The sequence below is a fragment of the Kitasatospora sp. NPDC059462 genome, from assembly GCF_042749955.1.
Classification (GTDB): domain Bacteria; phylum Actinomycetota; class Actinomycetes; order Streptomycetales; family Streptomycetaceae; genus Kitasatospora.
This window is the reverse complement of the sequence record NZ_JBHYUU010000282.1, coordinates 1-7435: the sequence shown is the minus strand read 5'-3', so window position 1 is coordinate 7435 and position 7435 is coordinate 1. Positions and strand designations below refer to the sequence as shown.

The 7435-nt window shown below is 76.7% G+C and carries 8 protein-coding genes; 2 read left to right on the top strand and 6 right to left on the bottom strand.

The annotated features are described in order from the left end of the window. Window positions 1–26 precede the first annotated feature (26 nt). The 6 genes from ACFXAM_RS36675 to ACFXAM_RS36650 form a co-directional block, all read right to left on the bottom strand. On the bottom strand, window positions 27–812 hold the full coding sequence (locus ACFXAM_RS36675; protein WP_380298021.1) for an AMP-binding protein: 786 nt from the start codon (window positions 810–812) through the stop codon (window positions 27–29). Continuing rightward, on the bottom strand, window positions 812–1036 hold the full coding sequence (locus ACFXAM_RS36670; RefSeq protein ID WP_030391815.1) for a phosphopantetheine-binding protein: 225 nt from the start codon (window positions 1034–1036) through the stop codon (window positions 812–814). Before ACFXAM_RS36670 ends, ACFXAM_RS36675 begins: the two co-directional genes overlap by 1 nt. Window positions 1037–1041: 5 nt before the next feature. Further along, window positions 1042–1674, bottom strand: coding sequence for an isochorismatase family protein (locus ACFXAM_RS36665; RefSeq protein WP_380298019.1), 633 nt, complete (start codon window positions 1672–1674; stop codon window positions 1042–1044). Window positions 1675–1744: 70 nt separating this feature from the next. Further along, window positions 1745–3424, bottom strand: coding sequence for a (2,3-dihydroxybenzoyl)adenylate synthase (locus tag ACFXAM_RS36660; protein WP_380298025.1), 1680 nt, complete (start codon window positions 3422–3424; stop codon window positions 1745–1747). Window positions 3425–3477: 53 nt separating this feature from the next. Further along, the gene (gene dhbC, locus ACFXAM_RS36655) at window positions 3478–4680 is read right to left on the bottom strand and encodes an isochorismate synthase DhbC (protein WP_380298023.1); all 1203 of its coding nucleotides are present in this window, start codon (window positions 4678–4680) and stop codon (window positions 3478–3480) included. A 204-nt stretch (window positions 4681–4884) separates the two neighbouring features. After that, window positions 4885–5712 (bottom strand): 2,3-dihydro-2,3-dihydroxybenzoate dehydrogenase, encoded by an 828-nt coding sequence (locus ACFXAM_RS36650; protein ID WP_380298017.1) that lies wholly within the window; start codon window positions 5710–5712, stop codon window positions 4885–4887. Window positions 5713–6001: 289 nt separating this feature from the next. On the opposite strand from ACFXAM_RS36650, the gene ACFXAM_RS36645 reads away from it, so the two are divergent. Together ACFXAM_RS36645 and ACFXAM_RS36640 are read left to right on the top strand one after the other, a co-directional pair. After that, a complete protein-coding gene (locus ACFXAM_RS36645; protein WP_380298015.1) occupies window positions 6002–7240 on the top strand; it encodes an MFS transporter in 1239 nt (412 codons plus the stop codon). 4 nt (window positions 7241–7244) lie between these two features. After that, window positions 7245–7435, top strand: a 191-nt coding sequence (locus ACFXAM_RS36640; RefSeq protein WP_380298013.1) for a hypothetical protein, incomplete at its 3' end; no start/stop codon positions are given.

The following is a 7435-nucleotide window of genomic DNA, read 5'->3' as shown; positions in this document are numbered from 1 at the left end:
CCCGCCGCCCGGAGCCCGGTCGGCCGTCAGCCGCGCTGTGGGGCGAGGTGCACCGGGCCCGGCTCGGGCACCAGCTCGCCGAGCACCGAGGGCGCGGCGCGCAGGGCCGTCACCCCGGCCTCGCGGACCAGCTCCCCCACCTCGCCCGGCCGGTCCGGGTCGGCCAGCACCAGCGCCGCCCCGGTCCGCAGCGGCCACAGGAACTCCCACAGCGGAAGCCCCAGTTGCAGCACCCGGTCACCCGCGCCCAGCCCGTACGCGGCCTGCAGCTCGCGCACCCGGCGGTCCACCTCGGCGTGCGTCGTCCACACCCCCGCCGGCCGCCCGCCCGGGCCGTACGCCCGGCAGAGCGGGTGCTGCGGGGTGAGCGCCCGCGGCGGGTCGGTGACCGCCCGGCCGGCCAGCTCCTCGGCGGCCGGGCGTTCCGCGGCCGGCACCCCCTCCCCCAGCACGCAGACCGGCGCCGCGTCCGCCAGCAGCCAGGCCAGCCGCCCCGGCGCGTCGTCCGGGTCCAGCGGCAGGTACGCCGCCCCCGACTTGGCCACCGCCAGCAGCGCCGGTACGAGGTCGGCCGGGCGGGTGAGCGCCAGGCCGACGACCGTACCGGGGCGGGCGCCGCGGTCCGCCAGGCAGCGCGCCGTCCGGTTCGCGGCGGCGTTCAGCTCGCCGTAGCTCACCGCCGCTGCGCCGGCCGGCAGCAGCGCCGGGGCGTGCGGCGTGCGGGCCGCCTGCGCCTCGAAGGGACCGATCGCCGTGGTGGCGGGCCACCGGCGGGCGCCGACGGGCCTGCCCGCCCCCGTGCCGGGCTCCATCAGGACGCGCCGAGCAGCTCGGCCCAGGCCTCGACGGCCGGGCGCTCGGCCAGCTGCAGGAAGGCCACCTCGGCGCCCTCGGCCCGCCAGCGCTCGGCCAGCGCCATCAGCCGCACCGAGTCCAGGCCCCAGTCCGCCAGGTTCTCGTCCAGCGGGATGTCCGCCGGGTCCTCGCCGAGCAGGTCGGCGACCTCGGCCCGGATCCGCTCCACGGTGAAGGCCATGCCCGTCACTTCCCTTCCAGTACGGCATCGGTGGCGGTGACCACGCCGCAGCGCCCGGCCACCCAGGTGAGCGCGGCGCGGTGCTCGTCCGCGCCGAAGTCGGCGACCGCGTCGGCCACCACGAAGGCCCGCACGTCGCGCATCCAGGCGTCGCAGGCGGTGGCCTGCACGCCGATGTGGGCGTACACGCCGGTGATCACCAGCTCGTCGCGGCCCTGCTCGCGCAGCAGCTCCTCCAGGTCGGTGCGGACGAAGGCGCTGTACTTCCACTTGGTGAGCAGCCGGTCGCCCTCGGCCGGGGCGACGGCGTCGGCGACGGCCGCCGCCCGCGGGTCGTCCGGGATGCCCGGGCCCCAGAAGTCCTGCTGCAGGCCCCGCTGTTCGGGGGTCTGGCCGCCGGGCTGCGCCGAGTAGACGACGGGCACGCCGTGCTCGGCGGCCCAGGCGCGCAGCCGGTTGATGTTGGCGAACAGCTCGGTGACCGGCGGGGCCGTCGTGTCGAAGGCGTTCAGGAAGTGGTTCTGCAGGTCGTGCACCAGCAGCACGGCCCGGGACGGGTCGACCGTCCAGTCGACCCGGTTGGCCGGCAGGTCGGCGGCGGCGGGCATCAGGTAGGAGGGGATGCGGGGCAGGCCCACGGCGGTGCTTCCTTAGCTGTGTCTGGGTGTGTCGGGGTGTGTCGGGGTGGGGCAGGAGGGGCGGGGAGGGTCAGGGGGCGTCGAGGGTGGCGGCGATGGCCGCGCGGAGGTCCTTCTTGCTCACCTTGCCGATGCCGGTGGCCGGGAAGGCGTCGAGGAACTCGACCCGGTCCGGCACCTTGAAGTCGGCCAGCCCGCGCCCGCGCACGAAGCGCTTGAGCTCGACGGACTTCGGCGGCCGCGCGCGGCGCTCCTCGCGCAGCACCACGTAGGCGCAGGTGCGCTCGCCGAGGTACGGGTCGGGCATCGAGACCACGGCCGCGTCGTGCACGGCCGGGTGGGCCAGCAGATGGTTCTCGATCTCCTCGGCGGCGACCTTCTCGCCGCCCCGGTTGATCTGGTCCTTGGCCCGGCCCTCGACCACCAGGTGGCCGGTCGCGGTGCGGCGGACCAGGTCGCCGGTGCGGTAGAAGCCGTCCGCGGTGAAGGAGGCGGCGTTGTGGCCGGGCGCGTTCCAGTAGCCGCGGATGGTGTACGGGCCGCGGGTGAGCAGGTGGCCGGTGGCGCCGTCGGGCAGGTCGTCGTCCTGGTCGTCGACCACCCGCACCTCGTCGTCCGGGGAGATCGGCCGGCCCTGGGTGGTCACGACGACCTCCTCCGGGTCGTCCAGCCGGGTGTAGTTGACCAGGCCCTCGGCCATCCCGAACACTTGCTGGAGGGTGCAGCCCAGCACCGGGCGCACCCGCCGGGCGGCCTCCTCGCTGAACTTGGCGCCGCCGACCAGCAGCACCTCCAGGCTCTCCAGCCCGGTGGGCCCGCCGGCCTCCCGGCGCCGCTCGGCGGCCTCCAGCCAGAGCAGCGCCAGCGGCGGCACCAGGCCGGTGATGGTCACGCCCTCGCGCTCGATCAGCGGGAACGCCGTCTCCGGGCTGGGCTGCGGGCAGAGCACCACCCGGCCGCCCGCGTACAGGGTGCCGAGCGAACCCGGCGAGCTGAGCGGGAAGTTGTGCGCGGCGGGCAGCACCACGAGGTAGACGCTGCGCTCGTCCTGGCCGCAGATCTCGACCGAGCCGCGCAGCGAGTGGATGTAGTCGTCGTGGGTGCGCGGGATCAGCTTGGGCACCCCGGTGCTGCCGCCGGACAGCTGGAGGAACGCGACGTCCCCCGGCTGCGGCTCGGGCCACTCGGCGCCGGCCGGGTCCACCGGGACGGCGGCCAGCGGGGTGTGCTCGCCCGGGTCGCCGCCCGCCACCAGGACGTGCCGCAGCGACGGCGTCTCCGCCTTCACCCGGCCGGCGAGTTCGCGGTGGTCGAAGCCGCCCTCGACGGCCGGGACGACGTAGCCGACGGCGCCGGTGAAGGAGCAGAAGTAGGAGATCTCGGTGTAGCGGTGCGCGGGCAGCGCGAAGACCGGCAGCGCGCCGATCCGGAACAGCCCGAAGACCACCTCGAAGAACTCGGCGGTGTTGGGCAGCTGGACCACCACGCGGTCGCCGCGGCCGATGCCGAGGGCGCGCAGCCCGGCGGCCATCCGGTCGGCCCGGTGGTCGAGTTCGGCGTACGTCCAGTGCCGGGTGGGGTCCTCGCCGTCGCCGCCGGACGGGTCGGTGATCGCGATCCGCTCCGGGTGGGCGGCGGCGCGCTCGCGCAGCATCGAGCCGAAGGTCTCGCCGCGCCAGTGGCCGGCGGCCCGGTAGCGCTCGGCGAACTCCGCCGGGTACGGCGTGAATCCGGCGAGCACCTGCTCCATCGGGTCGAGGTCGAGCGGTGCGGTCACGTGGGCCCCCGGGGTGTTCAGGTCGTTCACCGCGGCACTCCCGCGGCGTCCAGGAAGGTACGGAACTTGGCGCTGGTCTCGGCGAGTTCGGCCTCCGGCCGGGACTCGGCCACCACGCCGGCGCCGGCGAACACCCGCAGGCTCCGCTCGTCGGCCTCGGCGCAGCGCAGGGTGACCACCCACTCGCCGTCGCCGTCCGCGTCGCCCCAGCCGACCATGCCGGCGTACAGGCCCCGGTCGAAGGGCTCGATCTCGCGTATCGCCTCGCGGGCGAGCGGCGTCGGGCTGCCGCAGACCGCCGGGGTGGGGTGCAGCGCGACGGCCAGCTCCAGGGCGGAGACCGCCGGGTCGGCCAGTTCGGCGGTGATGGTGGTGGCCAGGTGCCACATCGCGGCGGTGCGCACCAGGGTGGGCCGCTCCGGCACGTCCAGGGTGCGGCAGTAGGGGGCGAGCGCGGCGCGGATGGCGTCCACCACGAAGGCGTGCTCGTGCAGGTCCTTGGGGGACTCCAGGAGCGCGGCGGCGCGCCGGACGTCCTCGCCGAGGTCGGCGCTGCGCGGCACCGAGCCGGCCAGCGGGTTGGCGGTGACGGCGGTGCCCCGGCGCGAGAGCAGCAGTTCGGGGCTGGCGCCGATCAGGGTGCGGCCGCCGCCGGCCGGGACGCCGAAGGTGTAGCCGCCGGGGTCGCGGCGGGCGAGGCGCTGGAGGATCGCGGGCAGGTCGAGCGGGCGGTCGGCGTGCAGTTCCAGGGTGCGGGCGAGCACCACCTTGCTCAACTCGCCGCCCTGGAGCCGGTGCACGGCCTCGGCGACGCCGGCGCCGTACGCCTCGGGGGCGGGCACCGGGCGCACGGTCCAGTCGATCCGGTCGGCGGCCGGGGCGGGCAGCGCGATCAGCGGGTCGTCGCGCAGCGCGCCGCAGCTGCGCAGCCGGGCGGGGACGGCGAGTTCGGCGCGGCTGTCGTGGTCGAACGCCACCGCGCCCACCACCAGCGGGTGTTCGACGCCGTCGCGGCGGGCCCGGTCGAGGGTGCCGGCGACCCGCTCGGCCAGCGGGCGCCCGTCCTGGGGGACCCGGGCGTGCACGCCCTCGGCGAGCAGCGTGCGGGTCGGGGAGGCGAAGAACGCCTCGTCGGGCGCGGCCCGATACTGGCCCAGCAGCCCGCTGGCCGCGCCGATGACGGTGTGGTCCGTCCCGGCGGGGGCGTGGTGCACCGTGGTCACCTGGATTCTCCCAGTCTGCGAGTGGTCGCCGGGCTTCGCTCGTCGCGGCGGCCGGCGGGTGGTGTGGTCCGGGGCGCGCTCCCCGGTGGGGGTGCGGTCCCGGGTGGGGCTGCGGTCCCGGCTGGTCCGGGTGGGGCGGCGGGTCCGGGCGCTGCTCGTCCCGGCCGTGCGGCCCGCGCGGTGGTCCGGGGTGCCCGGACTGCCGGGGTGTCAGGCGCGCAGGGTGGCGCCGCCGTCCACGTAGAGGTCGTGCATGGTGATGTGGCGGGCCCGGTCGGAGACCAGGAAGGCCACCGCCTCGGCGATGTCCGCGGGTTGGGCGATCCGGCCGAGCGGGATGCCGACCCGGTAACCGGCGAGGTCGCCGTCGATGACGCGCCGTTCGGCGGCCCCGGCGTCGTCCTGCCAGAGCGCGCGCTGCATCGCAGTGTCGGTGGAGCCGGGCGAGACGATGTTGCACCGCACCCCGGAGCGGCCGAGTTCCAGGCCGAGACAGCGGGTGAACATGGTGGCCGCCGCCTTGGAGGCCGCGTAGGCGGCCATCCCGGTGCGCGGCACGCCGGCGGCGTTGGAGCCGACGGTGACGATGGCGCCGTGGCCGCGTCCGGCCATCCGCCGTCCGACCGCGCGGGAGGTGTGGAAGACCCCGGTGGTGTTGACGGCGAAGGTGTCGGCCCAGTCCTGGTCGCTCAGGTCGACCACCGGTGCGGTGCGCAGGATTCCGGCGACGTTCACCAGGATGCCGACCGGGCCGAGTTGATCCTCGACCAGGGCGACGGTGGACTCGACGGCGGCCGCGTCGGTGACGTCCAGCGGGTAGGGGTGGACGGGACCGCCCGCGGCCGGGCCGGCTGCCAGCTCCTCCGCGAGCGCCGCGAGCGGACCGGGGTTGCGGTCGGCCGCGGCGACGACGGCGCCGGCGGCGACGAGGGCGCGCGTGACGGCCGCGCCGATGCCCTGTCCGGCGCCGGTGACGATCGCGACGGCGCCGGCGAGTTCGGACTGCTGCACAGGAAATTCCCCTCCGACCAGCGACATTAGGCAAGGCTAACCTAACACAATTGTTCGGGGCCGCCGAGGGGTCGTGCGAGGTCGGACGGCCTCTGCGGGGTCGTCAACTGCTCCCGGCCGCCCGGACGGAGCGGCGGGCGGGCGCAGCGGGCGGGCGACGGCGGGCCGGGGCCGGCGACCGGGCGGGCGGGGCGAGCGGGTGCCGTCCATGAAGCTGGACGCAACGTTGCGTCCAGTGTTACGGTCGCCGCATCGAATCGAGACGCAACGTTGCGTCCACCTTCCGCCCGACACCCCCTCCGTCCGAGGAGCACCCATGCCCTCCGCCCCGCCCCGACGCCCCGGCGGCCCCCTCGCCCCGGCCGCCGTCGCCCTCGCCTTCTGGGTCACCATGGCCGGCACCACCGTCCCGACCCCGCTCTACCCGCTCTACCAGCACGCCTTCGGCTTCTCGACGTTCACCGTCACGGTGATCTTCGCCCTCTACGCGCTCGGCGTCGTCGCCGGACTGCTCGCCCTCGGCCGGCTCTCCGACCAGATCGGCCGCCGGCCCGTGCTGCTGACCGCCCTGCTGCTCGCCGCGGCCGCCGCCGGGCTCTTCGAGGCCGCCGACTCGCTGCCCTGGCTGCTCGCCGCCCGGGTGCTGTCCGGCTTCGGCGCCGCCCTGGTCACCGGCGCCGCCACCGCCGCCCTGCTCGACCTCGCCCCGCCGGAGCGCCGGCTGCGCGCCCAGACCCTGGCGCTCGCCGCCAACATGGGCGGCCTCGCGGGCGGCACCCTGTTCGCCGGGATCCTCGCCGAGTGGGCCGGCTCGCCGCTGCGGCTGCCCTGGACGGTGACCCTCGTCCTCACCGGCGCCGCCGCGCTCGGCCTGCTCGCCGTCCCCGAGACGGTGCCCGCCGAGGTGCGGGCCGCCTCCCGGTTCCGGCTGCGCCTCCAGCCGCTGCACGTCCCGCCCGCGATCCGGCCCGCCTTCCTGCGCGCCGCGCTCGCCGGGGGCGCCGGATTCGCCGTCACCGGTGTGCTGACGGCGGTCAGCGGGCTGTTCCTGGCCACCGTGCTCGATCTGCACCACCACGCGCTGACCGGACTCGTGGTCGCCCTGGCGTTCCTCTCCATCGCCGTCGGGCAGCTCCTGGTGCGCGTGCTGCCGCCGGCCCGCGCACTCCCGCTGGCCTGCGCCGGGCTGGTGCTGGCCGCCGGGCTCGTCGCCGGGGCGCTGATCGGCGGGACGCTGGCACCGCTGCTGCTCGGCGCCTGCGTCAACGGCCTCGCCACCGGCACCGCCATCGGCACCGGGCTGGGCACCATCAACGGCGGGGTGGCGCCGCAGCAGCGCGGCGAGACGGTCTCCGCCTTCTTCGCGATCCTGTTCACCATGCTCTCGCTGCCGGTGATCGGCGTCGGCGTGCTGGTCCGGGCGACCGACCTGCGCACCGGCGGGGTGGTCTTCAGCGCCGCGATCGCCCTGCTGGCGCTGGTGATCGCGGCCGGGCTGGTCCGGCGGCCGCGCGCGGCGGGACGGGTGCCGGCCGCGCGCCCCGAGGAGGCGTGAGAGGATGGCCGCGACCATCGCCACCGGCCCGCCGCCGCACCCGGACAAGGACCAGCACACCATCACCGCCCAGCCCCGCCCCGCCACCGCAGGCCGCGCCGTCGGCGGCCGTGCGAGCACCGCCGCGCGGGCGAACGCCGCCGCACCGGCGGACGGCGCCCCGGCGCCGGGCCCGTCGGGCGGCAGGGCCAGGGG